The sequence below is a fragment of the Opitutus sp. genome, assembly GCA_024998815.1.
Classification (GTDB): domain Bacteria; phylum Verrucomicrobiota; class Verrucomicrobiia; order Opitutales; family Opitutaceae; genus Rariglobus.
Genome location: JACEUQ010000001.1, coordinates 690,057 through 714,539, shown reverse-complemented (window position 1 = coordinate 714,539; position 24,483 = coordinate 690,057). Strand labels below are relative to the sequence as shown.

General features: G+C 62.2%; 21 protein-coding genes and 1 tRNA gene. 6 read left to right on the top strand and 16 right to left on the bottom strand.

Annotated elements, in window-relative coordinates; translation table 11 throughout:
• Positions 1–89: 89 nt before the first annotated feature.
• Positions 90–1,250: a glycosyltransferase family 4 protein gene (locus H2170_03075; GenBank protein MCS6299072.1), complete on the bottom strand. Its 1,161-nt coding sequence runs from the start codon at positions 1,248–1,250 to the stop codon at positions 90–92.
• Positions 1,247–3,139, bottom strand: a complete 1,893-nt coding sequence (gene asnB / locus H2170_03070; GenBank protein MCS6299071.1) for an asparagine synthase (glutamine-hydrolyzing) — start codon at positions 3,137–3,139, stop codon at positions 1,247–1,249. Before asnB ends, H2170_03075 begins: the two co-directional genes overlap by 4 nt.
• A gap of 891 nt (positions 3,140–4,030) precedes the next feature.
• Between asnB and H2170_03065 the strand changes: the two genes are divergently transcribed.
• Both H2170_03065 and H2170_03060 read left to right on the top strand, forming a co-directional pair.
• Complete coding sequence (locus H2170_03065; protein ID MCS6299070.1) at positions 4,031–4,531, top strand: hypothetical protein; 501 nt, start codon at positions 4,031–4,033, stop codon at positions 4,529–4,531.
• A 319-nt stretch (positions 4,532–4,850) separates the two neighbouring features.
• Entirely contained in the window at positions 4,851–5,135 is a 285-nt protein-coding gene (locus tag H2170_03060; GenBank protein MCS6299069.1) for a hypothetical protein, read from the top strand.
• A gap of 246 nt (positions 5,136–5,381) precedes the next feature.
• Here the strand turns inward: H2170_03060 and trxA are convergent, their stop codons facing one another.
• The 5 genes from trxA to H2170_03035 form a co-directional block, all read right to left on the bottom strand.
• On the bottom strand, positions 5,382–5,705 hold the full coding sequence (gene trxA / locus H2170_03055; protein MCS6299068.1) for a thioredoxin: 324 nt from the start codon (positions 5,703–5,705) through the stop codon (positions 5,382–5,384).
• A gap of 10 nt (positions 5,706–5,715) precedes the next feature.
• Complete coding sequence (locus H2170_03050) at positions 5,716–5,904, bottom strand: hypothetical protein (protein ID MCS6299067.1); 189 nt, start codon at positions 5,902–5,904, stop codon at positions 5,716–5,718.
• A 24-nt stretch (positions 5,905–5,928) separates the two neighbouring features.
• Positions 5,929–6,195 carry a hypothetical protein gene (locus H2170_03045; GenBank protein ID MCS6299066.1) on the bottom strand — a complete coding sequence of 89 codons (267 nt, stop codon included), beginning with the start codon at positions 6,193–6,195 and terminating at the stop codon, positions 5,929–5,931.
• A complete protein-coding gene (locus H2170_03040; protein MCS6299065.1) occupies positions 6,192–7,037 on the bottom strand; it encodes a segregation/condensation protein A in 846 nt (281 codons plus the stop codon). Before H2170_03040 ends, H2170_03045 begins: the two co-directional genes overlap by 4 nt.
• Positions 7,038–7,244: 207 nt before the next feature.
• Complete coding sequence (locus H2170_03035) at positions 7,245–8,855, bottom strand: archaeosortase/exosortase family protein (protein ID MCS6299064.1); 1,611 nt, start codon at positions 8,853–8,855, stop codon at positions 7,245–7,247.
• A 151-nt stretch (positions 8,856–9,006) separates the two neighbouring features.
• Here H2170_03035 and H2170_03030 point away from each other — a divergent pair, with 151 nt between their 5' ends.
• Positions 9,007–9,648, top strand: a complete 642-nt coding sequence (locus tag H2170_03030; protein MCS6299063.1) for a sel1 repeat family protein — start codon at positions 9,007–9,009, stop codon at positions 9,646–9,648.
• A gap of 159 nt (positions 9,649–9,807) precedes the next feature.
• Here the strand turns inward: H2170_03030 and polX are convergent, their stop codons facing one another.
• From polX to H2170_03005, 5 genes are all read right to left on the bottom strand, one after another.
• On the bottom strand, positions 9,808–11,604 hold the full coding sequence (gene polX, locus H2170_03025) for a DNA polymerase/3'-5' exonuclease PolX (GenBank protein ID MCS6299062.1): 1,797 nt from the start codon (positions 11,602–11,604) through the stop codon (positions 9,808–9,810).
• 14 nt (positions 11,605–11,618) lie between these two features.
• Positions 11,619–12,650: a uroporphyrinogen decarboxylase gene (locus H2170_03020; protein ID MCS6299061.1), complete on the bottom strand. Its 1,032-nt coding sequence runs from the start codon at positions 12,648–12,650 to the stop codon at positions 11,619–11,621.
• A 40-nt stretch (positions 12,651–12,690) separates the two neighbouring features.
• Entirely contained in the window at positions 12,691–13,608 is a 918-nt protein-coding gene (gene hemF / locus H2170_03015) for an oxygen-dependent coproporphyrinogen oxidase (GenBank protein MCS6299060.1), read from the bottom strand.
• Positions 13,609–13,875: 267 nt separating this feature from the next.
• A tRNA-Asp gene (locus tag H2170_03010) sits at positions 13,876–13,952 on the bottom strand.
• 76 nt (positions 13,953–14,028) lie between these two features.
• Positions 14,029–14,526, bottom strand: coding sequence for a hypothetical protein (locus tag H2170_03005; protein ID MCS6299059.1), 498 nt, complete (start codon positions 14,524–14,526; stop codon positions 14,029–14,031).
• A 343-nt stretch (positions 14,527–14,869) separates the two neighbouring features.
• Between H2170_03005 and H2170_03000 the strand changes: the two genes are divergently transcribed.
• Positions 14,870–16,339: an NAD(P)/FAD-dependent oxidoreductase gene (locus H2170_03000; GenBank protein MCS6299058.1), complete on the top strand. Its 1,470-nt coding sequence runs from the start codon at positions 14,870–14,872 to the stop codon at positions 16,337–16,339.
• Positions 16,340–16,549: 210 nt separating this feature from the next.
• Here H2170_03000 and larC read toward each other — a convergent pair whose 3' ends face one another.
• The 4 genes from larC to H2170_02980 all read right to left on the bottom strand — a co-directional run bounded on the left by larC (position 16,550) and on the right by H2170_02980 (position 21,104).
• On the bottom strand, positions 16,550–17,734 hold the full coding sequence (larC, locus tag H2170_02995) for a nickel pincer cofactor biosynthesis protein LarC (GenBank protein ID MCS6299057.1): 1,185 nt from the start codon (positions 17,732–17,734) through the stop codon (positions 16,550–16,552).
• Complete coding sequence (gene larB / locus H2170_02990; protein MCS6299056.1) at positions 17,731–18,396, bottom strand: nickel pincer cofactor biosynthesis protein LarB; 666 nt, start codon at positions 18,394–18,396, stop codon at positions 17,731–17,733. The genes larC and larB overlap by 4 nt, the downstream gene beginning before the upstream one ends.
• A 17-nt stretch (positions 18,397–18,413) precedes the next feature.
• The gene (larE, locus tag H2170_02985; protein MCS6299055.1) at positions 18,414–19,241 is read right to left on the bottom strand and encodes an ATP-dependent sacrificial sulfur transferase LarE; all 828 of its coding nucleotides are present in this window, start codon (positions 19,239–19,241) and stop codon (positions 18,414–18,416) included.
• A 219-nt stretch (positions 19,242–19,460) separates the two neighbouring features.
• Positions 19,461–21,104 carry a peptide chain release factor 3 gene (locus tag H2170_02980; GenBank protein ID MCS6299054.1) on the bottom strand — a complete coding sequence of 548 codons (1,644 nt, stop codon included), beginning with the start codon at positions 21,102–21,104 and terminating at the stop codon, positions 19,461–19,463.
• A 203-nt stretch (positions 21,105–21,307) separates the two neighbouring features.
• Here H2170_02980 and H2170_02975 point away from each other — a divergent pair, with 203 nt between their 5' ends.
• A complete protein-coding gene (locus H2170_02975) occupies positions 21,308–22,105 on the top strand; it encodes an inositol monophosphatase (protein ID MCS6299053.1) in 798 nt (265 codons plus the stop codon).
• A gap of 108 nt (positions 22,106–22,213) precedes the next feature.
• Positions 22,214–24,469, top strand: a complete 2,256-nt coding sequence (locus tag H2170_02970; protein MCS6299052.1) for an AMP-binding protein — start codon at positions 22,214–22,216, stop codon at positions 24,467–24,469.
• The last annotated feature ends 14 nt before the right edge of the window (positions 24,470–24,483 follow it).

The window sequence follows — 24,483 nt, the reverse complement described above, 5'->3', positions numbered from 1 at the left end:
CTTGCGTTCCTTCGCGGCTAAATGGATTTCCTGCTCGAATGTTACTGCTAGAGACCATGCCATATTTTGGCTCAAGTGCATGACAGGCTCTAAATCGTCGAGGATCCGCAAAGATGTTCTTTTAAGCGGCTGCGAAAGCGGGTGTAACTAAACTCCTCGGCGCGCGCGCGAATCGCGTCCCTGTCCCAGTTTTTATCGAGTGCGTGCAGGCAGGCCGTGGCCAGCGCGGGCACATCGCCGTAGTTAACCAGGACGCCACTTTCCGGGGTAATGACTTCGGGGATACCCCCTTCGCGCGCGCCCAAACAGGGCCGGCCGCAGGCCATCGCCTCGGCAAACACCAACCCAAACCCTTCATTTTTGCTGGGTAGGGCAAACAGGTTGCAGCCAGCAAACTCGGCCTTGAGCCGGGCGTCTTCAACGTAGCCGGTGAACTCAATGGCATCGCCGAGGCGCAGGTCGCGGGCGCGTTGTTCGAGACGCGGGCGGTCATCGCCGCGCCCGACGATGCGGAGTTTGACGCTCGGTTGTTGGGCAAGGATCGCGGGCATGGCGTCGATCAGGTGTTCGATGCCCTTATAGCGGTCAAACGAGGTCAGCCGCGCAACGGTGAGAATCACCGGGCGCGTAGCTGACGGTTCGGGCGATATTGCCGCCGCTGGGTCGGGCATCGCTGCGGCTGTGGCCGTCGGCACCGGCGTCGCCCCCGCGTTCGCCAGTGGGCCGGCGTTATCCAGTCCGGGATCGCGGGCATTGGGTAATACCACCAGGCGCTCCGGGCTCAGGTCGATTTGTTTGAGAATTTCCCCTCGAGTGAACTCGCTTACGCAAAAAATCTTCCATGCCCCGCGCAGCGCCCGGCGTTCGACCCAAGTGAACGGTCGCCACACCTCGATGCCGTGCGCCACCAGTGCGTAGCGCAGACCCGGCCTCCGCCAACTCGCCAGCCACGCCACGGGTAATTGGGCGACGTGTCCGCAAATGATCAGCCGGGTGCTCCCGCTCAGTCGCAGGGTCGCGGCGACAAAGCGGCGTTTGTCGCGGCCACATGCCGCCCATTGCGTGAGCACGCGCGGGTCGGTGCAGGGCCGCAGATCTCTGGAATCGACCTCGACGTCGTTGAGCGTAACGAAGCGCACCCGCTGCTTTTCCCCCGCCAGTTCGCACAGCGCCTTGAGGTAAAGGCGCAGGATGCGGGGGATGCCGCTGTCGGTGGTAAACAGCTCGGGGGCGAGCAGCAGCGTGTTCATGGGGTAAAAGGGCGCGAGCGGTTGATGAAGGCGATGAGAATTCCCAGCGACCACACCCGCGACCATTCAATCGCGTCATGGCCAGCCAAAAAGTGCCGCCAGTAGGCTTGAACGGCGGCGGGATCGAACAACCCGCTGCGTCCCACGCTAGCCGCCGAAAACGTGTCCTCGAGAAACGACTTGAGGGGCCCGCGCATCCACACCGCATAAGGCAGGGTGAAACCCCGTTTTTTGCGTCCCAGAAGTTCCGGTGGGACCAAATCGGATACAGCGGCGGCGAGTGCCGATTTGGGGTGTTTGGGCGTGTATTTAAACGCGGTGGGCTGACCCGCCAGCCAGCGCACCAGCGGACGATCGACAAAGGGCACGCGCAGCTCCAGCGAGTGGCGCATGCTCATCACATCGCTGTCGCGCAGGAGCACGTCGGTCATATAACCGCGCATCTCAGCCAGGCTGGTGGTCATGAACAGGTCGGCTCCGCCAAGTTGGGCGGCGAGGGCGGCTTCTGCCGGGTGCGGCGCGTAGGCGCAGGCGAACTCGGGGGCCAGCAGCGAGCGGCGGGTGGTTTCGCAAAACACGCGCCGTTGCAGGAGAGCGAGTGAGGCGGGACTGGTGGCGTGGTTGAGAGCGTCGGCCAGCTTGCGGGAGCGGGTGTCGCCGTGACTCCAGCGGTTGAGCAAACTTTTCTGTAGTGATGTCGGCAGGGCTCGCCACGCCGGAAGCCAGCGCTGGATGAGCGCGGTGTTTTTGAACGACGGGTAACCGCCAAAAAGTTCGTCGGCGCCCAGTCCGGAGAGCGCCACGGTGACCCCGCCGGCGCGGGCGGCTTGGCTGGCGTAGTAGGTGTTGATGCCGTCGCCGGTGGGGTGGTCGAGTGCGGCGATCAGGGCGCCAAGGTCGGCGGCGACGCGTTCGCCGGTGAGCACCGTGGCGTGATGATCGGTGCCGAGGTGGCGGGCGTTGGCGGCGGCTTCGGCGGCTTCAGAATAGCCGGCGTCGTCAAAGCCAATCGAAAAGGTTTTAATGCGGGTGCCGCTGATTTTCCCCATCAGTGCGACCAGGGCGGTCGAATCGAGTCCGCCCGAGAGAAATGCTCCCACCGGCACGTCGGCGACCGCGTGGGCGCGGACGGTATCCTCCAGTTGGGCACGTAGGCCGGCGGTAAACTCGGCGCGGTTACGGGCGGGTTTAGCTCCGGCAGCCGGGGTGATCAAATCCCGCGCGTTATCGTAGGGGCTGATCGTGAGTCGGCCGTCGCGCCAGGTTGCGCATTCCCCCGCGCAGAGGCTGCGCACCCCGCGATAAATGGTGCGCGGGGCCGGCACCGCGAGCCACGCGAGGTAGTCGCTCACCGCTTGCGGGTCGATCGCGGCGGGCACGCAAGCGGAGGCGAGCAGGGCGTTGAGTTCCGAGGCGAACAGCAGGCTCCCGTCAGCCGTGCTGTGGAGGTAAAGGGGTTTGATCCCGAACGGGTCGCGGGCGAGCAGCAGCGTGCGTTCCCGGGCGTCCCACAAGGCGAAGGCAAACATGCCGCGCAGGCGGGGCAGGGCGTCGCGGCCCCAGCGGGCGAGGGCGGCGAGCAGTACTTCGGTGTCGCACTCGGTTTTGAAGTCGTGCGTAGCGACCAGTTCGGCGCGCAGGGCGCGGAAGTTGTAGATCGCCCCGTTAAACACCAGGTGCCAGCGCCCGTCCGGGGTGCTCATCGGCTGGTGGCCGTTGGCGGGGTCGAAAATCGCCAGTCGCTGCATCCCCAAGGTGGCTTCGCCGAAGGTGGTGACACCGGTGTCGTCGGGGCCACGGTGAACCATTGCCGCGTTCATGCGCGCCACGGCCCCGGCCCGGATTTCGGGCGAGTGGCTTGGACTAAGATAACCGGCTATGCCGCACATGGGGTGGAGTGTTAACCCAGCTTCGCCCCGTCACTTCCCAAGGAGGTAACCGAACGTGGGCGGGGGTGGGGCGTGGGGACCTGACCGAACATCGCATAGGGCTAACACCCTATGGTAAAAGCCCAGTAAAATGAACCGACCTAGTCAAGCAATGCCCGTATTTACGCAGGGTGGCAGGTGGGACGTCCCATTGTCTGGACAACGTGGGGCCCCATCGGAGTTGCTGCTGGGTACGGCGGCGGCGAAGCGGAGGTTTTAACAAGCTGCCAAGAGGAGGTAGTCGAAGGCCGCAACGTTAAGGCCGGTATGCGTTGCGATCGGGATCTTACACCAATGACCGAATTGTTTTAGACTTTTCCCCGACATGGGCGAGACGCCCAAGCCACGCTCGGAACAGTCCGACATGGGCGAGACGCCCAAGCCATGCTCGGAACAGCCCGACATGGGCGAGACGCCCAAGCCACGCTCGGAACAGTCCGACGTGGGCGAGACGCCCAAGCCACGCTCGGAACAGCCCGACATGGGCGAGACGCCCAAGCCACGCTCGGAACAGCCCGACGTGGCACGGGCGTCTCGCCCGTGGGATTTGAGTCTAAACGCATTCAGCTGCTGGCCTTACTTCTTGGTGTCTTTGCGGTAAAAATGCCGCTGCACGGCCTTTGCTCAAAAGCCGGGATGCGCCCGGTGTTGGCGGTTCGGGTTTAATTGGGTTTTCAGTCGTGAGCCACGGGTATAACCCCTAGGCGGACTAGGGATTCCACCCTGTCGGGGGCCCGGGTGAATCCGACTCCGACCAGGGGGTGTACTTAATGCAAAATGAGGGCATGTACTGGGGCCAGTTGAGGGGTTGGCTCGATAGCGGGAAAGCCCTGATCGGACTAGAGTGTAGCCATGAGAAAGGCCCACACACTCGCTGGATTGGTGCTCACTTTCTCCGCGTTTATTTATTCGGGCGAAGCGGCTGGTTTTCGTAATCCAGTCACCGGGGTTTCTTTGGATACCGCCCTGCGCGACGCCCACTCGCTGGTCGCCAATCGCCCTGATATGCGCGTGCTGCGGGTCGAGGGCGACTCGATGCTGCCGTTTTTCGGGCCGGGCGCAGTGCTGGTGGTTAAACACATGAGCGCCGAAAAGCTTCGGGCGGGCATGGTGGCCGTCTACACCAACCGCTTCAACGAAACCGTGGCTCACGGATTGATCGAATCCACCCCCGCCGGTTGGACTGCGGGTGGTTTTAACAACCCCTCGGCGGACACTACGCCGGTGACCGCCAAAAACCTCGTCGGCGTGGTTTACGCGACTTTCCACTCGGATGCGTCGCCGACTGCGCCCCACCTGCTTTCCGCCCTCACAACCGCCACTCCGGTCGCGCTGGCGGCCCCTGCACGCTGAACAGGCAGACAAACTACGGACAATTACTCTCCCCTATGAATATCACCCACCTTCCCGCTGCAAACCAGCGGGCTGAACAGGTAGTATCGGTTGATGGAAATCGCCGTAGCGAGACGACTGGAGACCGTCCCGCTACGGCGACTGCTAGTTACAGCGCCTACGCGGAGCAAACCGCGCGACTTTCGGCTGCCAACAAGGACGCCGCTTGGAGTGGCAGTCTGAGTAACGACTTTCTGCGGACGCTCGTTGTGCCGGCGCCTAGACCCCGCGCCAACGCGGCCCCGCCCGCCCACCTTCGCACCCGATCCTCTTTATCCTTATGCATATAGAACCCTTTACCGCCGACACCCAGCAGGCTGAATATGGCCTATCCGCTGATGGCAACGATTTCGACGAGACGACTGGAGTCCGTCTCGTCGAAACGATCCTCGTGCCTCGCGCTTACCAGAACCATGAGGCAAGTGCCGTGCAGCGTGCCTACGCGGGCCAAACAGCGCGTATCACCGCAGCCAATATAACCGCCGTGTGGAACGGGAATCTAAGTAAGGACTTGATGCGCAAGTTGTTTGTGCACTCACCCCCAACCGCCGTTAAACCGCCGTGACGGCGTTAGCCTTTCTATTCCTTTGTCTGTCTAACGGGCATAAAAAAACCGCCGCATATCATGCGGCGGTTTTTTTTGTGGCTGGAAACACAGGGTTCCGGCCTGAAGCAGCTTATACCAACGATAGGATTGTTTTATACTTTTCCCCGACATGGGCGAGACGCCCAAGCCACGCTCGGAACCGCCCGACGTGGCACGGGCGTCTCGCCCGTGGGATTTGAGTCTAAACGCATTCAGCTGTTGGTATTAGACCTTGGCGAGGAGCTTTTCCTTGAGCGTGGCCTTGGGCATCATGCCGACCAGGGTTTCCACCACTTTGCCGTCCTTGAAGAGCAGCATGGTGGGAATGGCGCGAACGCCGAATTCGGATGAAATGCTGCCGCAGTCGTCCACATTGACCTTGGCAATGGTCACCTTGCCGTCGAGTTCGGTGGCGAGTTCATCGAGAATAGGAGCAATGGCTTTGCACGGCCCGCACCAAGGAGCCCAGAAGTCCACAAGGACGGGACCGGCAACGGCAACGGCGGCTTTAAATGTTTGTTCGGTCAGATTGGCAATTTTGTCGGACATAGTCTGGGTTTTAGTGTTTCAGGTAGATGAGGATAGCGAAAGTGAGTGAGACAAGGGCCGCGCAGCCGGCGACCACGGTTAGCACGGTTGGAATGGAGTCCGTGTGGGCTTTGGCCTTGGGCATGGGTGAAACAAACCGGCGGCGTTCCGGAAGTTTCAGGGTGGACGCCCGAATGGGCAGCGGGGTTGTTTCGTTCAAGGCTGGTTCCACGGGACGCAGGTTTTAACGGGGGGTGGATTTGTGGACAATCTCTGCGAGCTCACGCGGGTCGACCGTTTCCAGTCGTTTGTCGCGACGTTTGAGTTCCTCGAAGGTTTTCAGCGTGGTTTCGGTCATGCGACCGTGGGTTTCTTCGGAGCCACCCACCAGAACGAATTGATCCCCCTGGGTGATGCGTTTGTGGCCATCTGAGTTGTCGAGGCCCAGACCAAGCAGGCCGGCGGTTTGGGCCGGTTTTTTGCGGGTGGTTGGGGTGGGTTTCTTGCTCACGCAATAACGGTGGGGGCTTCCACCTGTGTTTCAAGCGGGTTTTGCAAATCGGGCACGCGCACCGGCGCCGGTTCGTCTTGGACGAGCAAAATCGGGATGTCGGTTTCCTCACGCGCGAAGCATTCGATGTCGGTGTAGGCCTCGTTTTGGCGTACGCGGAGTTTACCGAGTCGGGTGAGTTCAAGCACGGCGATGAAGGTGGCCACCAGAAGGCGCACGGTCACCGGCTCGTTGCCAAAAAGGTCGGTGAAAACGAAGCTCCTGTGGGTACGAATGTACTCAAGAATCTCCTCCATTTTGTCGGAGACGGTGATCTGTTCGTCCTGAATCTGACCGACCACCAGTTTTTCGGCGAGGCGGCGCAGCACGATGTTGAAGGCATTCCACAGTTCGATGCGATCGACGGATTTGAGCGGGCGATCCGAGTCGCTCACGGCCAGTTCGGAGACGTGGCGGGCGAGCAAATCGCGTTGGAATATGGCCAACTCGTCGAGTTTAACGGCGGCTTCCTTAAACTTTTTGTACTGAAGCAGCTGGTGGACGAGTTCCCAGCGCGGGTCCACTTCCTCATCGGTGGCGTTGGGGTCGACCGCCGCCAGCCCGCGCGGCAGGAGCATGCGGCTTTTGATTTCCATCAAGGTGGCGGCCATGACGAAAAACTCGCCGGCGATATCCAAGTCGAGATCGCGCAGGGAATGCAGGACGTCGATGTACTGGCGGGTGACCGAGACGATGGGAATGTCGTAGATATCGATCTCGTTTTTCTTGATCAGAAAAAGCAGGAGATCGAGGGGCCCCTCAAAGGCCGGAAGCTTGATGCGGTAGTCGGCGTCTGGAAGCACGGTCGGGGGATGTTTGCGGCCGGCGAGGGCGCGGCAACGAAAAAACAGGCGCGGGGGCTTAGCGCAGGAGCGGCCCTGGCCGGTAGCTGCGGGTGGGCCTGGGGAGGAATCAGAGTACTGCCAAGCCGAGTACGCCTAGGGCGATGAGCAAGGCGACAATTGACAGGGCGTAACGTTCTCTGGCGGTGAGTCGAAAGAGCATGCGAGTTACAATCCGTACGGTTGCAGCCGGCCGAGGATTCCGGCGAGCAGCGGATCATTGGCTATCTCTGACCACGGGCGGTTGCTGGAGATCCGTACAAATACCTGCGCGCCTTCGGTGCGGAAGCCGTAACGCCACGCGAAGCGGAGCAGTTCCACCGCCGAATACGGGTTGGTCTGCGTGATCGAATGCCCCGCGTAGAGGTACCAGTACCAGACATGCTGGCGATTACCCGCCTGGGTGAAGCTACGGTACTGCGGCGGCGGGAGCTCGCGTTGCGGCAGCCGCACCGGGGCGTTCGACTCGACTCGGTCCGCTGTCCAGCCGTTGCCCGGCCAGCAGGCTTCGGGGGTGTGCAGGGCCACGGCGCTCACGCTGACTTGGGCGGGCGCCCAATAGGCCAGGTAAACGGTGAGTTGCACCGGCTCGGCCTCGGGGTGGGTGTCTTGGCGCCGCACATACGTGCGCTGGACGAGGTGATCGGTTTTCAGGACCGGGGCGAAGGGCTGCAAGTTCTCCGTTTGAACCCAGTCCCAAGTTGCGGCGGTGGTCGGTAGCATCGCTTCCAGGTTGGGTGGGGCGGGATCAAGGGCGGTTGCGCGGTGGGTGTTCACCACGAAGCCGGTGAGTAGGAGTAAAGCGAATACGTAGGCGGTTAACACATCCCAGGGTTTTCCGGCTCCGGTGAGAGTGACGCGGGACGCGGTGGACGGGGACGTAGTCGGGGCGGGTGGGGAGGGAGGGCTGGCGAGTGCGAAGGCTAGCGCCCCGAGGATGAGCGCCGTGGCGCCCAGTACCGCGAAACCCGTCAGATCGTGCCAGTGGCCGGTGATGTCGACGCCCTTGTGGGCCAGCAATGTGAGGGCGAGCGAACGCGCAAAGTTAAGCACGAAGGCCAGCGGTGGCGCCAGCAGCAGCAAGAGCACCCGACGCCAGGGCCGGGTGACCAGCGTGGCCGAGAAAACCAGCGCCGCCACGACACACGATAACAGGCTGCGCACCCCGCTGCAGGCTTCCTCCACTCCGACCTGCGTGTGGGCGAGCAGGATGATGTTACCCGCTTTCGATGCGGCAATGCCCAGCACGTGCAGCGACTCGAGTACCAGCTGCGTTATCCACAACTGAAGCTGAAGGGTGATCCGCGCATAAGTGCCGGGGGGAATCGGCGCGCACAGCGGCCAGAAGCCCACTGCGACGAGGGTGCTCCAATTCAGCGGCAGGACACGCACGCGGGGCGTCGCGCACCACAGCAGCGCGCCGAGCAGCAAGGCCGACAACGCCACCGCCAGGCAGAAGCCGACCAGCGGGTGCGTCCAGTCGGTGGTGGCGGCATAAAGACCGGCCATCCCCACCAGCGCCAATCCCGCGGCAAGCGTGCCGGCGCGGAGCACTTTTAACGCCACGGTTTCGGCGGGGTGCCAGCCCGCGTGATTGCTCAGACGGCCTTCGCGGATGAGCAGAAAAAACAAGATTGGGGCGAGCAACCCGTGCGATAGGTCGGGGTTGTGCAGCCACTCCGGCGCCAGGTGCAAGCAGAGCGCGAGCGTGAGGATTGCGGCCAACGTCACTGCAACCCAGCCAAGGGCGGCGATTGGGGTTTGAGCTGAGTTGTTCACGTGCAGGGTAGGGGGCGGAGCGCCTAGGAAATGGCTGGATTTTGGCCGTCTGTCAGCATCGGAGCTGAGAATGTTTCAGGGGCGTCACGGGCGTTTGGGTACAGTGGATGGGGGCTTGCGCCGAGGCCCCCTTTTCGCCTTAATCGGCGGCATGAGAACGATCCGCTTTTTAGTGGTGTTCCTAACACTGATTTCGGCCGCGGAGGCTGGGGATCGACCCGACGCCTTGCGCAAGTTGGCAGAGCGCGGGGACGCCAAAGCTCAGTGCAACCTGGGGCGGGTTTATTATGTTGGCCAAGGCGTGGACAAAAACCCTATCGAGGCCGTGAAATGGTTCCGCCGGTCAGCGGAACAGGGCAATGCCGAGGCGCAGTTTAACCTCGGCATCGCGTACTGGTTTGGCGCAGGTGTCATCAAGGATCCCGTGAACGCGGTTTACTGGTATCGCAAAGCCGCGGAACAGGGGTTCGCCAAGGCGCAGTTTAACCTGGGCTGCGCGTACGGGGCGGGCGTTGGCGTCATCAAGGATTCATCGGAGGCCGTGAGTTGGTACCGCAAAGCCGCCGACCAGGGGGTTGCCAGCGCCCAGTATTGCCTGGGCATTGCGTATTGGCTGGGCGAGGGCGCGCTCAAGGACCCCGTTGAAGCCTTTGCGTGGCTCAATGTCGCCAGTGCGTTCGGCTCTGAACCTGCGCGGGCGTGGCGCGAGTCACTGGAGAAGGACGTTTCGCGAGCCCAAATCGAAGCGGCGACCCGGCGTGCACGTGAGTTGATGGAAACCGTGCGGAAATAATAAAACCGCAGCAGTTTAGCCGCAAAAGAACGCAAGGAGCGCAAAGAACAAGCCCTGTATTTCTATGCGTTCTCTGCGTTCTTTCGCGGCTAAAAGGATCGAAGTGGTTTCTGTTTTTTCAGGGCCGGCAGAATGCTACATCTTGAATGTTACTGTCTATCAGGCGTGAACGTGAGCAGGCGCGACGTGGCCGTGGCCTCCGGAGCGGCGGTGCGCCAGCCAAGATTGCACCGCTGCCAGCGGGCGGGTGTTGAGCACCGCGTTTTTCGTCAGCCAACCTTTGCGCGCGGCGTTAACACCCGCCGCCACGAACTCCAAGCCTGCCGTGTCGTGGGCATCGGGGTTGATCGCGCAGAGCAGCCCGCGCGCCGAGGCTTTGCGCCAGTGGCGCCAGTCCATGTCGAGGCGCCACGGGTTGGCGTTGAGCTCGATGACCACGTGGTTGGCGATCGCCGCGTCGATGATTTTTTCCACGTCGAGGGCGTAGGATTCCCGCCGCAGCAATAGCCGTCCGGTGAGGTGGCCGAGCATGGTGGTGCGCGGGTGCTCGATCGCGCGGATGATTCGCGCCGTCATGTCGTCCTGCGATTGGGTGAACGCGCTGTGCACTGACACGACCACGTAATCCAGGGTGGCGAGCACGCCGTCGTCGAAGTCGAGCCGCCCGTCGGGCAGGATGTCGCACTCCGTTCCCGTCAGCACATGGGTGCGGTAGCGCCCGGTGGAGTTGAGCGCGTGGATCTGCGCCACCTGTTCGGCAAGGCGCGCCTCGCTCAACCCACGGGCCTGAACGCTCGACGGCGAGTGGTCGGCGATACCGAGATACGACCAACCCAGTGCATCGGCGGCGGCGGTCATCTCCTCCAGGGTATTGTTACCATCGGAGGCCGTGGTGTGGTTGTGAAACGCCCCGCGAAGGTCGTCCAGTTCGATCAAATGCGGCAACGCATCGGCTTCGGCCGCCTCAATCTCGCCGCGTCCTTCGCGCAATTCGGGCGGGATGTACGCGAGACCCAAGGCGGTGAACAGCGCCGACTCGGAGGCGGCCGGCAGTGATTCGGCTGCGGCCTTTTCTTTGGTTGTGCCCTCGCCGGTTGAAAGCACCAAGCCCCACTCGGAGAGCGAAAGACCGATCGACAGGGCGCGCTGGCGCATCTGCACGTTGTGATCCTTTGAGCCGGTAAAGTGATGCAGTGCGAAGGCGAACTGCTCGGGCGGCACGAGGCGCAGGTCGGCCTGCAAGCCGGTGTCAAAGCGCACGCTCGCCTTGGTGTCACCTCGGGCGGTGATTTCCTGGACCCCGGGTTGGGTCACGAACCATTCGACCACGGGGGCAACATCCGTGGCGGCGACGATGAAATCGAGGTCGCCCACCGTCTCCATGCAACGGCGCAGACTGCCTGCGGCTTCGGCCTGGGAGACCTGCGGCAGTGCTCGCAGCCCGGCGATGATGGGCTCGGCCACCTGTTGCGCCGCCCACCACAAGTGGCGTTTCCCATAGGCCTCGCGGTTGCGGATGCCGGCCAGGATTTTCTCCTGAGTTTTGGCGCCGAAGCCGGCCAATTCGGCGACACGCCCTTCGTTGCAGGCGGTGGTGAGCTCGGCGAGGGTGGTGATGCCGAGTTGGTCGTGGATGGCTTTGACCTTCTTCGGTCCGAGGCCGGGCACCTCCAGCATCTCGACCAAGCCGGGCGCGATGGAGGCCTGCAGTTGTTCCAACAGCGCCGAGCGTCCCGTGGCGTGCAGCTCACCGATCTGCTGGGCAAGGGCCGCGCCGATTCCTTTAACCGACTGCAGGCGCTCTTCACGCAGCAGGGTCTCCAGCTCGCTTTGTTCGAGGGACTGGAGTTGGCGCGCGCCCGAAATGTAGGCGCGGATTTTAAAGGGGTTTTCGCCGGTGAGCTCGAGCAGGGTGGCGATGTGCGTGAGCACGTCGGCGATCGCGGTTTTGTTCATGAAGGGGCGGTGCTTTACTTCCAGTTGTTCACGGTATCGATCAGCGCCTGCATGCACTCGATTTTGGCCTGCGGGGTGATGCCGTGGCCGAGGTTGAACACATGGCCGGCGGTGCCGCGCATTGACTCCAGCAGGCGGGCGGCCTCGCGCGCGACGATTTCGGGCGTCGTTTGCATGAGCACCGGGTCCAAGTTGCCCTGAACGGCGACGTTGGCAGGCAGGGTGCGGCGGACGATCGAAAGGTCGTTGGTCCAGTCGACGCTGATCGCACGCACCCCGGTGAACGCTTGATCAACGAGGTGGGGCGCCGTGCCCTTGGCGTACAAAATCACTGGGAAATCGGCGGGCAAAGCGGCGACAATGCGGCGTATCCACTTTAACGAGGCGGCCTCGTAGTCTTGGCCGGCAACCAGCCCGCCCCACGAATCAAAAATCTGGATCGCGTCGGCCCCCGCCGCGATCTGCATGCGGAAATAGGCGATCAGTGACTCGGTGAGTTTTTCCAGCAGCGCGTCGAAGGTCCCGCGGTCGGTGTAAAACAGCAGCTTGATGCGCTCAAAATCATCCGAGCTGCCGCCCTCCACCATGTAGGTGGCGAGTGTCCACGGCGAACCGCCGAAACCGAGCAGCATTTTCTCACCGGCGAGTTCCTTTTTCAGCAGCGACAGGGTGTCGGCGACGTAGGCCAGGCGTTCGGGAACTGCGGTGACGGGCGCGAGTGCTTCGATGTCGGCGCGGGTGGAGATGCGGCGTGCCATCTCAATACCGCCGCCATCGCGGAAGGAGTAGGGTTGGCCGAGGGCCTCAGGAATCACGAGGATGTCCGAGAACAAAATCGCGGCGTCGAGCCCTGGGAAGCGGCGCAGGGGTTGCAGCGTGACTTCGGCTGCCAGCGCGGGAGTCTGCACCATGTGCACGAAGGAGGATTGAGCCTTGAGCGCACGGTATTCGGGCAAGTAACGGCCGGCTTGGCGCATGACCCAGAGCGGCGGTCGATCGAGAGGTTGGCAGGCCAGGGCGGCGAGAAAGCGTTGGCGGGAAGTCATTGGATCGAAGTAGCGAGTAGTGAGTAGCGAGTAGCGAGCATCATGCATGGGTCCAGTCGCGGGGGCGTAGGAAATCGGTGTGGAGTCGGGCCTCGTCGCTGCCAGGCTCGGGGGCGTAGTTGTATTTGAACGTTACCAATGGGGGCAGGCTCATGAGGATCGACTCGGTGCGGCCGCCGCTTTGCAGGCCGAAGTGGGTGCCGCGGTCCCAGACCAAGTTAAACTCCACATAACGCCCGCGCCGGTACAGCTGCCAGTCGCGCTCGCGCTCGCCGTAGGGGGTGGCTTTGCGGCTTTGAACGAGGGGCACGTAGGCGGGCAGGTAGGCGTCGCCCACGGCGCGGAAAGCGGCGAAACTTTGCTCAAAACCGGGGGCGTTGTAGTCGTCGAAAAAGAGTCCGCCGATGCCGCGCGGTTCGCCCCGGTGTTTCAGGAAAAAATAATCGTCGCACCATTTTTTCCACTGCGGGTACAGCTCAGTGCCGAAGGGCGAAACGGCGTCGCGGGCCACGCGGTGCCAGTGACGGCAATCGTCCTCAAAACCATAATACGGTGTGAGGTCGAAGCCGCCACCGAACCACCAGACTGGATTGGCGCCCTCGGGATCGGCGATGAAGAAGCGCACATTGGCGTGGCTGGTGGGCACGTAGGGATTGCGCGGGTGAATCACCAACGAGACCCCGAGCGCCTGCCAGGGTTTGCCGACCAACTCCGGACGATGGGCCGTAGCCGAAGGCGGCAACTGGGTGCCGTGGACGTGCGAAAAGCCCACTCCGGCCTTTTCGAAAACCGTGCCCTCGGCCAGTACGCGGGAACGTCCGCCACCGCCCTCGGCGCGCGTCCAGTGGTCCTCAGTAAAGCGGGTGCCATCTTCCTCGGCTTCGAGCGTGCGGCAGATGCGATCCTGTAAATCGAGGAGGTAGGCTTTGACGGCGGTGAGATCGGGAGCGGCGGACATGATGGAAAAACCACCGAGCAGAAAGAGAACGTGAAAGAGAACGAGAACGAAATTGGGTTGGGCGCCGTGTTCCGCTGTGTTATTAACCCGGGCGAGGCTCTGAGGCAGCCATGCGGGCCCCTGTTGTTCAGTTTTCTCTACAGTGGAGCGGTCGAAGAACCGTAGCTGAGGTTTAAGTGGGCCAATGTTGGCCCGACGCAGGCGAATCACCGGAATCCGAGGGGGCAAAAAAAATCCCTCATCTCGTTAGAGATGAGGGATTAAAACTGGCGGGATGAACGGGACTCGAACCCGCGACCTTCTGCGTGACAGGCAGACGCTCTAACCAGCTGAGCTATCACCCCGGATGAGGAAAGAGGGCAGACCGTAGGGCCCGATTTGCTTCTGTCAAGAGTCCAGTCGATTTTTTTTGGATTCTTTTTAAGCCCGCGGGCGAACCGGTGTGCAGGTGCTTAAAACCTCGTACCAGTAGGCAGACTCTTCGGGGTGGCCATGCTCAGTGAGGCCGGTGGCGATGTCGTTTTCGCTGGGCTCGGTCACGAGGTGGCGAGGGTCGTTGGGGAGGTAGGGGTGCAAGCGGCGGGTGAGTGCCCAGCAGGCCCACGCCCGCCAGCGGCGTTGATCGCGGCGCGGGCCCTTCAGTCGATCGGCGTAGTGCTGGAAGTGCACGCGCGGGTTACCGATAAAAACGTCCTCGGGGGTGTGGGTGAGAAACCAAGCCATCGCCGCGTAGGGGATGGGCCAGGTTTTCGCGGTAACATCATCCGCCGTCAGATCCGCCCCCATTGCTCGGTCCAGGCACAGAATCGCCCTCGCGGCGAAGCCTCCTTGCCAAAGGTAGTGGCCGTACTCCAACGCGCTCAGATAAAACCCGGCGTCGCGTAGGTCGCCGTGGGCGGACAGCACCCGCCAATCCATTTGGCTGCGGGGCGGCGGGAGGTGCGGGCAGTGTGGCAGCGGAAGACTCATAGGATGAGGGTGGGGTACTAACGTTAACCCGCCGCACCGGTCAACCCTCGGTCGGCGTGGGTGGAGGTGGTGTTTTTTGAAGACTTACCGGTTTCGCGGCTCCCCTCAAGTCGAGCGAACGCGACCATCCTGATGCACGGCTTTCCTCTGTACTGCTGATTTCTCGTGGCGTCGGCGCGTTTAAGAAAGCCGATGAATGGCCTTTGCTCAAAACCGAGGTACGCCCTCCGCCTGAATCTCGCGAAAAGTCCCTTGCGCCCGCGCCCTTCGCGCCTTCACTCGCACCTTTCTCATGGCTTACGACTGGCTCAAAGGTGTTGCAGATGAATACGACGTGATCGTCATTGGCTCAGGCCTTGGCGGCATGACCGGCGCTAACGTGCTGGCCAAGGCTGGCCACAAGGTTCTCTTGCTCGAGCACCACTACCAGTTCGGCGGTCTCGCCACCTGGTTCACCCGCAAGGGCGGACACATTTTCGACATCTCGTTGCACGGCTTTCCGAGCGGCATGATCAAGAGCTGCAAGCGATACTGGACAAAGGAGATCGCCGACTCGATTCACCAGTTAAAGGACGTGCGTTTCGTCAATCCGCAGATGGATGTGTGGACCACGTTTACGCGCGAAGATTACACGCGGGTTTTGGTCGAGCAGTTCAAGCTGGCTCCGTCTGCGGTCGAGGCGTTCTACGACCACCTGCGGGCGATGAACTATTACGACAACAATCCCGAGACCACGGGTGAAATGTTCAACCGGTTTTTCCCCGGCCGCCCCGATGTGCATCGCTTGTTGATGGAGCCGATTTCCTACGCCAACGGCTCCAATTTTGACGACCCCGCGATCACCTTCGGCATCGTGTTTTCCAACTTCATGGGTTCGGGCGTATTCACCTTTCAAGGCGGCTCCGACGTGCTCATCGAGAAAATGGCGGTCGAGCTGCGTAAAAACGGCGTCGAGTTGCGCAAAAAAGTTCTGGTTGAAAAGATCCTGGTCGAAGAGCGTGGCGGCAAAAAAGTCGCCTGTGGCATCGTCGCCAAAAACGGCCGCGTGATCCGCGCCAAGGCAGTCCTGTCCAACGCCAATATCCACAATACGATTTTCCGCCTGGCCGGGGCGGAGAACTTCCCCGCCGACTTTGTCGAGCAGGCCAAGGCCGTGCGCATCAACACCAGCTCGTGCCAAGTGTATCTGGGCATTCGCAAAGGCGAGACGATCCCCAACATTGGCGACCTGGTTTTCACCTCAGAAGCCCCCACGTACAGCAACGAGGAGCTCACCGATTTGAACACCACCAGCCGCACGTTTTCGGTGTATTACCCCGAAACCCGTCCTGGCACCGACCGCTACACGGTGGTGGCATCGCTCAACGGGCGCTACCCCGACTGGAACAACCTGTCGGAGGAGGATTACGAAAAGAACAAGGCGCGCATGATCGAGGAAAGCATCGTGGCGTTGGAGAAATACATCCCCGATGTACGCGCCAAGATCGACTGGAAGGAGGCCGCCACCCCGCGGACCATCGAGCGTTACACCACGCATACGTTGGGTACGTCCTTCGGCACCAAATTTGAAGGCCTGCCTGTTTCGATGAACTTATCGGATAAATTGCCCGGCCTTTTCCATGCCGGCAGCGTGGGCATCATCATGTCGGGCTGGCTGGGCACGATTAACTACGGGGTGATCACCTCGAACAAGATCGACAAGTACCTCTTCGCCTTGAAGCAGGCCGCAGCCGGTCTGGGGGCTAATCAGCGTTCCAGTTAAGCCTTACGGTATCCTTGAGCTCACGCTCAAGGTCACACCCTTGGTGTACACGCTCCTCGTGTGGCACTCCTCATGTGCGCACTCCTCGTGTACACGCTCCTCGTGTGCAAGCTCGTCGTGGCCTTGAGCGTGAGCTCAAGGTGTATCCCCTCTGGTAGTCGCTCCCCCATGAATCGGGTTAATTTGCCTGCACGACTTCGTGGAATCGCCTCAATGCGGGATGCCAAACCGGTGGGCTGCGACGTGTTCGGCTTCTTGGGTAACCACCCGCAGGCTTACCCCGTGGGCCTCGGCCGCTTTGCGGCAGTCCTCGTACTCCGGGGTCGCCCGCACGCCGCCGTCGGGCAGTTGGGCCACCTTCACGTTGATCGGACCGTAGGCGGTGTTCACCGTTTCCATGTGCCGATGCAGCGCGTCGCGGCGGGTATCCGTTCGGCGGATACCCAAGGTGGACGTTTCCTTAAAGATAATCCCCGCCATACGGTCGGCGTCCTCGACCCGTGTCAGCACCGTGAAGACGTGGGCCGGCCGGTTTTTCTTCATCTGCGCGGGCTGGGTGACAACGTCGAGCGCGCCTGCCGCCATTAGGCGTTCGACGGTGTGGCCGAGGGTTTCGCCGCGGTCGTTGTCGAGGTGGGTTTCCAGCACGGTGATCGTTTCGCTCAACCACGGGCCCGTGGAGCTGGTCTCGCCGACCATCAGCCGGACTACGTTGGGTATGACCAAATCGCGGGTGCCGGCACCGTAGCCGACGCTTGTTAATGTCATCGCTGGCAGCGTGCCCCAGGCATCGGCCAACTCCACCAACAGCGCGGCACCGGTCGGCGTGACCAACTCCTTTTCAATGGGCGAGCCGTAGACCGGCACGCCTTTGAGCAGACCGAGCGTTGCCGGCGCGGGCAACGGGATCTGGCCGTGCGCGCCTTTGATGAAACCGCGCCCCATCGGCAGTGCGGACACCACGATGCGTTCCAGCCCGAGGCACTCGACGCCCGCGAGCACGCCGACCACATCAATAATCGCATCCACCCCGCCGACTTCGTGCAAATGAACCGTGTCGACCGACTGGCCGTGTATGTCGGCCTCGACTTCGCAAATCCGGGTAAACACCCGCAGGGCGCGCTCCTTCACCTTTTCGGATACACCGGATTTTTCCACGATGGCGCGGATGTCACGCAGGTGGCGCTCGGGGGCGTTGTCGTGGGCGTGCACGTCGACCTTGGTGGCGCCGAAGCCGTTTTTGGAAACCTTTGAAACGTGCAGGTGGAAGTCGGCCAGGTTGAGTTTGGCCAGCTCCGCTTCGAGGGTGGCGGCAGGCAGGCCGGCATCGACCAAGGCACCGAGCAGCATGTCGCCACTGGCTCCACCGATGCAGTCGAAGTAGGCGATTTTCATGAGTGGGAAGCAGCGGGTTTTAAAATGCGGTGGGCGGCGAGGGCGGCGCCGAAGCCGTTGTCGATGTTTACCACCGTCAGTCCGGATGCGCAGGAATTGAGCATGCCGAGTAGGGCGGCCAGGCCCTCGAAGGCCGCGCCGTAACCAACGCTGGTCGGCACCGCGATGACCGGAGCGGCGACCAAGCCGCCGACCACGCTGGGCAAGGCACCCTCCATGCCGGCGACAACGATCACCACCCCGGACGTGCGGATTTCGTCGATACGGGCGTGCAGGCGGTGGATGCCGGCCACGCCGATGTCGTGGAAACGGGTGACGCGGTGGCCTAGAAAAGCGAGTGTAGCCGCCGCCTCACCGGCGACCGGCAGATCGGAGGTGCCGGCGCACATCACGGCGACACCACGGCCAGCCGCCGCTGGGAGCAGGCCGAGCGAAATCGTCCGGCTGAGCGGGTCGTAGTTCGCCTCGGGTAAAGCGGCGAGCACCTCAGGCGCGCGCTCGGCGGGCAAGCGGGTGCCGAACGCGTTGCCGTGAGCCAGCGCCAACGCACGCAGGTTGTCGCTGATCTGGCGGGCGGTCTTGCCCTGGCAATAGACAATCTCAGGAAAGCCCTGGCGGGCTAGGCGGTCGGGATCGAGGGTGCTGTGGGGTTCGGCGGACATGCGCGGCGGGGTCCTTTTTAAGTTTGGGGTTTTACGGCGATGACCTCGTTCATGCTGCCGGAACGGAAGCCTTCAAGATCGAGGGAGACGTAACCGAAGCCGGCGTTTTTAATCGCAGCGACTACCGCAGTGCGTTGCGCGAGCACGGCGTCCAGTTGCGCTGGCTCAATTTCCAGTCGGGCCACCGTGCCGTGGTCGCGCACCCGGCATTGGCGAAAGCCCAGGAGTTTGAGGGCGGACTCAGCGCGGTCGATGCGCGTGAGTTTTTCCACCGTGACCGGCGAGCCGTAAGGGACGCGCGAAGATAGGCAGGCGGCGGCAGGCTTGTCCCACACCGCTAGGCCGAGTTCGCGGGCCCAGTCGCGGATTTCCTGTTTGGTCATGCCGGCCTCGGCCAGCGGACTGCGTACGCCGCGCTCGCGGGCGGCGCGGCGACCGGGACGGAAGTCACCGGTGTCGTCGGCGTTGGTGCCGTCGATCACCACCGCGATGCCCTCGCGTAGCGCGAGGTCGGCGAAGGTGCTGTAGGCGGTATCCTTGCAATGAAAACAACGGTCGGGGGCGTTGGCGGCGTAGGCGGGGTTGTCGATTTCGTTAGTGGGGACCTCCAAGTGGCGAATGCCTGCGGCAAGGGCAGCGGCGCGGGCATCTTCGAGTTCGCCAGTGGCCAGACTTGGGGAAACGGCGGTGGCGGCGACGGCCTTGTCGCCCAGGGTTTGGGCGGCGACGGCCGCTAGCAGCACGCTGTCGACGCCACCGGAGCAGGCAACCAGCACGCTGCCACAGGCACGAATTAACTCCACGACGTGCGCTCGGCGTTCAGGGGTGGTCAGTTTGGGGGTCATCGGGGGTGGATGCTTAAAGATCGCAAAAGCTGAAATCGGGCGCACGGCAGCGCAAGTTCCCCGTGTGAGAACATTCGCCGCTTGCCGTGGGCTGGTGCCGGCGCCGCTTGTGGAGACGTCGGCCACATTGCCCGATCGCTGGGAAGGAGACGCATCACGTTCTGTTACGCCTGCGCCCCTCCGCGGTGGGCCGCTGACGCGGCCCAATAACCAAAACACTTACCCGTTTTTTCGCGTCAGCTCGATGGGCTGTTCGTGGAGTTTAAGCTCGGGGTTTTTGTCGGTGAAGTAGCGCATCGTCCAGTCGTTGGGGAACAGGACGATGGGTTGGTCGAACTTGTCTACGCCGAAGCTCACTCCGCTCGCCACGATCAGCGTGCTAGTGTCCTTGAGCGCGGGATGCGGCTCCAGCCAACGCAGCAGCGTCCAGGGCGTGGGCTCGAGGCGGGACTCCGCGTTGTACTCCGACTTGAGGCGATACTGCACGACCTCGAACTGGAGGTTACCCACCGCAGCCAGCAGCGTTGAGCCAGGCGGCGCGTTGCGGGGCTGGAACGACTGAACCACGCCTTCTTGCAGCAACTGTTCGAGGCCGGCACGGTACTTTTTGGAATCGCCGGAGTTGGGATTCGAGATGTAGGTGAAAACCTCCGACGGGAAGCGCGGGATTTCATCGTAAGCGATGGTACGATCCTCAGTAAGGGTGTCGCCGATGCAGAAGGCGTCGTGGCCCACCAAGCCGATGACGTCGCCCGGCCAGGCCTCGTCAACGGTCTCGCGCTCCTGGCCAAAAAGGCGGTGCGACGAGGAGAGGCGCACGGTGCGGCCGGTGCGTTGGTGAACGACACTCATGTCGCGGGTGAATTTACCCGAGCACACCCGCACAAAGGCGATACGGTCGCGGTGCTTGGGGTCCATGTTAGCCTGAATCTTGAAGACGAAAGCCGAGAATTTTTCGTGGGTGACGAGGATCTCGCGAGCGGAGGAGGGCGCCGGTGCGCCGGGCACACTCATACTCACCGAGGAGCGTGTGGTCGGCGGAATGGAGTTTTTCAAAAACCCTTCAAGCAGGAGCTGCACGCCGAAATTATTCACCGCCGAACCGAAGAAAACGGGCGTCTGCTGCCCGGCTTGGATGGCGGCGAGGTCGAACGGGGCGCTGGCACCATCGAGGATCTCGATTTGCTCGGAGACTTGATTGAAGGTGTAGTCGTCGAGGCGGTCGCGCACGAGCGGGTCGTTCAATCCGGTGACGTCAACCGGAGCGCGGTAAGCACCGTGAGGCGTGCGCTCGAAGAGGTGGACCTCCTTGGAACGGCGATCAAAAACCCCGCGGAAACCGGGGCCGTTACCCAGGGGCCAAGTGACGGCGCATGGGGTGAGGCCGAGTACACGCTCCAGTTCATCCAACAGGTCGATCGGGTTGAGCGTGGGGCGGTCGCACTTGTTCATGAAGGTGAACACGGGCACGCCTCGGCGTTTGCAGACTTCAAAAAGTTTGCGGGTCTGCGGCTCGATGCCTTTGGCGGCATCGATCACCATGAGGGCGGCGTCCACGGCGGTGAGCACGCGGTAGGTGTCCTCGGAGAAGTCCTTGTGACCGGGGGTGTCGAGCAGGTTCACCGCGTAGCCCTGGTAGTCGAATTGCAGGACCGTCGACGAGATGGAGATGCCGCGCTGTTTCTCAAGCTCCATCCAGTCGGAGGTGGTGGCGCGCTGGCTTTTACGCGCAGTGACGGCGCCGGCCAAATGAATGGCGTTGCCGTAGAGAAGGAATTTCTCGGTCAGCGTGGTTTTGCCGGCATCGGGGTGCGAGATGATCGCAAAGGTGCGGCGGCGGGCGATTTCCTGGGCGGGCGTCATGAAGAAACCCCCAACGCAACAGGTGGCGGGCGGGGAGGGGAAGCCTTATTTGGCGGCCGGTGTCGCGCGCGGGGCCTGCGGGGTTTCGCACGCACCCAGTAACCGGCGTGACTTTCACAATGCCTGAAAAACGAAGCCTGCCGCCGATAAATTTTACGTTCGCGACTTTCCTTCGCCGGGCTTCCGTGGAATGACCTTAACGTATGCATTCCCCTGAACTGCTCGCCCGTATTGCTGCCGGTAAAACCGCCGTGCTCGCCCAAACCGAATTCATGCACCGCGAATTCGGCAAGGTGAAGAGCGAGTGGAAATACGATGGCACCCGGGTCACCGCCGCTGATCTGGCCATCTCGGCGGGCATCTTCAAGGACCTCGGGGCGCTTTTTCCCGTCGACCATTTTTTTAGTGAGGAGCTTGCCGAGACCGACGAGCCCACAGCGCTGACGCAGCGCTTTGCCTGGGTACTCGACCCGATTGATGGCACCAACAACTACGCAACCGGCATTCCCTACTGTGCCATCTCGCTCGCCCTCCTGGAGAACGGAATCCCAGTTTACGGCATCATTTACGATATGGCGCGCCGCGTTCTGATGCATGGCGGACCGACGTTTGGGCTGTGGGATGGCGAGCTGGAGGCAACGGTTAAAACCACGCCGCCCGACAGCCATAGCATGCTCGGATTCCACAGTCCTTGTGACAAAGCCTTCTCGCATCACGCCACCGCCTTGGTGGAAAACTTCAAACTGCGCGGCCTGGGCAGCAGCACCTTGCACCTCGGCTATGTGGCGGTCGGCCTGCTTGATGCCACCGTCGACCACAATGTGCGGATTTGGGATATCGCCGCTGCCGTCCCGCTGGTTTGGGCGGGTGGCGGGCAGGTCCAGTTCCTCAATGGCGAACAATTCCCGATGAAGGTGTTTAACCTCAAAATGGATCGCATCCAGTTCGTCGCCGGCAATACCGCCGCTTGCACCACGTTGCGCGCGCTGCTGAAGGCTTAAACGCTTCGCATCCTGATCCGCCACCACTTAACACACCGCCGATCCTCAGCCTGATTTAACTCCAGTCCCCGCGTCGCACCGGTTTTGTTTACCCCCCCCTTTAATCACATGGATGAAACCGCTTTGTTTCCCCCAGCGCATGTGAGCCGCTGGTTGGCATGGCCGGTAGCCGTAGCCTGCCGGTTCCTTTACCGCATCCGCGTGCTCAACGCCGAGCGCGTGCCGCAGGCGGGTGGGGCGCTCATCGTCGCCAACCACCTGTCCTACATGGACGTCATCGTGCTGCAGGTGGCCTGCCCGCGGCCCATTCGCTACGTGGGGCATGAGACATTCCTAAAACAAAGCTGGTTTTTCCGTTTGGTTTTTCAGCTCACCGGAACCATCCCGGTCTCCCCGACCAGTGCGCTCGAAACGGTTCGCCGCGTCACCTTGGCGCTCCAAGCAGGAGAATTGGTCCTGGTTTTCCCTGAGGGCGGCATTTCGCGCACAGGGCAACTCATGAAGTTGGAACGGGGCTTTGAGTTAATGGCTCGTAAAGCCGGGGTGCCCGTCATTCCCGTGGCGCACGATGGCCTCTGGGGCTCGGTGTTTTCGTTTTCAGATAACAAGTATCTTTTTAAATCACCGCGGCTCATGCGTTCTGCCGTCTGTGTGGCCTGGGGCGAGCCGATTCCCGCCGAGCGCGCGCAGGCGGGTGAAGTGCGCCATGCGCTATTGGACCTGGGCTGCGCGGCCTATGACGAGCGGCCGCAATTGAAACGCAATCTGGGTAACGAGATCGTTCGCCGCCTGGGCCGTAACCCGCGTTCGGTGGTCATGGTTGATCGCACGGCGGCTCGTCGTGAGTTGACCGCGGCCCAGCTCTTTGCTGCCGCGGCTGCCCTGTCTGTTCATTTGCGCCGGAACGTGCCGGAACGACGCGTGGGCATCGTGCTGCCGCCGGGGGCTGGAGCGACCATCGCCAACCTTGCGGTGCTCTGTGCGGGCAAGATTCCGGTGAACCTCAATTTCACAGCCGGACGCGCCGCCATCGAGGCGAGCCTGCGTATGGCGGGCCTAAAAACGATCGTCTCCGCCGACGCGATGCGGGCGAAAATCACCGGCTTTCCGTGGCCCGAATCCACGCTGGATTTAACCTCGGTGTTTCAACAGATCGGCGGCAAGCGCGCGCTGTTGCCCTGGTATTTGGCCGCCATGATATTGCCCAACCAATGTCTGCCTTGGCTCCTGCGTTTGCCGGATCGCGGCGACACCGAAGAGGCGGGCCTGCTCTTTACCAGCGGCACCTCGGGCGAGCCCAAGGGTGTGGTGCTGAGCCATCGCAACATTTTGGCCAACTGCTGGCAATTTTCCACGCTCTCCCTGTTTCCGCCCTCCGCCGTGATGTTGAGCTGCCTGCCGGTTTTCCACAGTTTCGGCTTCACGGTGAACATGTGGTACCCGCTGCTGCGCGGTTGCCGCTCGGTGTCGGTTCCCAGTCCGCTGGAAACCCAAAAGATCATCGATGCCATTCGCGAGGAAGCGGTCAGCGTGATGGTGGGCGCCCCCACGTTTATGCGCCCCATCTTAAAAAAAGCGGTGCCCGCCGACCTTCGTTCGCTGGAGATTCTTGTTTCCGGCGCCGAGCGCTTACCGATCGACCTGTACGAGGGATTTCTGGGTAAGTTTCACCTCAGCGTTCTCCAAGGCTATGGGATGACGGAGGCCTCGCCGGCAACCAATGTGAACCAGCCTGACCCCCTGTTGCCGACCGACACCGCAGCCGCGCAGCAGGGCAAGCGCTTTGGCTCGGTCGGGCGCATGATGGCCGGCATGACCGCCCGAGTGTTTAACCCCGAGACGCTGGAGCAATTGCCTCTGGGCGCGACCGGTGTGGTGGCGTTCCGCGGGGCAAACCTGTTTCGCGGCTACCTCGATAACCCGAAGAAAACCGCTGAGGTGTTTCACGACGGCTGGTACCTGACCGGTGACCTCGGGCGCTTCGATGAAGACGGTTTTCTTTTTATCGAGGGGCGCCTTTCGCGTTTTTCTAAAATTGCCGGCGAGATGGTGCCACATGGCAACGTTGAGCAGGCCCTGATCGAGGGCTTCGCGCTCAACCAGGACGAGGGTTATGCGCTGGTTGTCATCGGGGTGGCCGACGCGAACAAGGGAGAACAACTCGTGATCCTTACCACCAGCGACGAGCTCACGGTGGAGCGGGTGAGGGTAACGCTCGCCGCCGCCGGTTTGCCGAATCTGTGGGTGCCGAAGGTGGTGGTGCGCGTCGACCAGATCCCTGTCTTGGGCACAGGCAAACTCGACCTCAAGGGCTGTAAGGATCTCGCGCAAAAAAACACTCTCGGTGCGCCTTCGGGCGGGTAGCCGGAAACGGACGA